At 72.9% G+C, this 1,778-nt stretch carries 2 protein-coding genes; both read right to left on the bottom strand.

Annotation, left to right across the window (positions count from 1 at the left end):
• Positions 1-950, bottom strand: a 950-nt coding sequence (locus tag ABD345_RS39845; protein ID WP_344559713.1) for an electron transfer flavoprotein subunit alpha/FixB family protein, incomplete at its 3' end; no start/stop codon positions are given.
• A 38-nt stretch (positions 951-988) separates the two neighbouring features.
• Entirely contained in the window at positions 989-1,774 is a 786-nt protein-coding gene (locus ABD345_RS39840; RefSeq protein ID WP_344559714.1) for an electron transfer flavoprotein subunit beta/FixA family protein, read from the bottom strand.
• Positions 1,775-1,778: the final 4 nt, after the last annotated feature.

Genomic DNA, 1,778 nt, shown 5'->3' with positions numbered 1-1,778 from the left:
GCCTTGACCTCGTCGGTGAGTTGGGGCAGGACGTTGAAGAGGTCTCCGACGACGCCGTAGTCGACGAGTTCGAAGATGGGGGCTTCGGGGTCCTTGTTGACGGCGACGATGGTCTTGCTGGTCTGCATGCCGGCGCGGTGCTGGATGGCTCCGGAGATGCCGGCGGCGACGTACAGCTGGGGGGAGACCTGCTTGCCGGTCTGGCCGACCTGGCTGCTGTGGGGGTACCAGCCGGCGTCGACGGCGGCGCGGGAGGCGCCGACGGCGGCTCCGAGGGCGTCGGCGAGGTCTTCGACGACACCGAAGCCGTCGGCGGCGCCGACGCCGCGGCCGCCGGAGACGACGATGGCGGCCTCGGTGAGTTCGGGGCGGCCGGTGGACACGCGCGGGGTGCGGGCGGTGACGGTGGCGGCGCCGCCGGTGAGGGCGACGGTGACCTGCTCGACGGCGCCGGCGGCGGGGGCCGGTTCGGGGGCGGCGCTGTTGGGCTTGACGGTGATGACCGGGGTGCCGGTGGTGACGGTGGAGGTGACCTGGAAGGAGGCGGCGAACACCGACTGGGTGGCGACGGGGCCGCCGGCGCCGGCCTGGAGGTCGACGGCGTCGGTGATCAGGCCCGACCCGAGGCGCAGGGCGGTGCGGGCGGCGACCTCCTTGTTCTCGCCGGAGGAGGTGACCAGCACCGCGGCGGCGCCGCTGGCCTTGGCGATCTGGGTCAGCGCGTCGACCTTGGGGACGACGAGCTGGGTGGTGAACTCCTCGGCGTCGGCGGTGTAGACCTTGGCGGCGCCGTACTCGGCGGCCTTGGCGGCGATGTCGGCGGCCGCGGCTGCGGCGCCCAGGACGACCGCGGAGGGGGTGCCCAGGCGGCGGGCCAGGGTCAGCAGTTCGAGCGCGGGCTTGCGCACGGCGCCGTCGGCGTGGTCGACCAGGACCAGGATCTCGCTCATGGTTTTCTGCTCCGTATCCCTTTGTTCCCGGCGGCCCGTCAGATGAACTTCTGCTCGGCGAGGTAGACGGCGAGCTGCTTGCCGCCCTCGCCCTCGTCGGTCACGATGACGCCCTTGGTGCGGGCGGGGCGCGCGGTGACGTCCTCCACCTTCGTCCAGGCGCCGGCCAGGCCGACGGCGGCGGCGTCGATGCCCAGGTCGTCCAGGTCCAGCGACTGCACCGGCTTCTTCTTCGCCGCCATGATCCCCTTGAACGAGGGGTAGCGGGCCTCACCGGACTGGTCGGTCACCGACACCACCGCCGGCAGCGCCGCCTCGACCTGCTCGGTGGCCGCGTCACCGTCACGGCGCCCGCGCACCACACCGCCGGCCACCGACACCTCCGACAGCAGCGTCGCCTGCGGCACGCCCAGCCGCTCGGCCAGCAGCGCCGGCAGCACGCCCATCGCACCGTCGGTGGAGGCCATCCCGCACACCACCAGGTCGTAGCCGGTCTTCTCCAGCGCCGCCGCCAGGACCGCCGAGGTCCCCAGCGCGTCCGTGCCGTGGAGGTCGTCGTCGTTGACGTGCACGGCCTTGTCCGCGCCCATCGACAGCGCCTTGCGCAGCGCGTCCTTCGCGTCGTCCGGACCCACCGTGAGCACCGTCACCTCGGCACCCTCGTTGGCCTCCGCGATCCGCAGCGCCTGCTCGACGCCGTACTCGTCCAGCTCCGACAGGAGGCCGTCCACGCCCTCCCGGTCGGTGGTGGCATCGTCCGCGAAGCGACGGTCACCGGTCGCGTCGGGCACGTACTTCACACAGACAACGATCCTCAAGCTCACGGCC

It is taken from the genome of Kitasatospora saccharophila (genome assembly GCF_039529925.1).
GTDB lineage: Bacteria > Actinomycetota > Actinomycetes > Streptomycetales > Streptomycetaceae > Kitasatospora > Kitasatospora saccharophila.
This window is presented reverse-complemented; position numbering and strand designations above follow the sequence as displayed.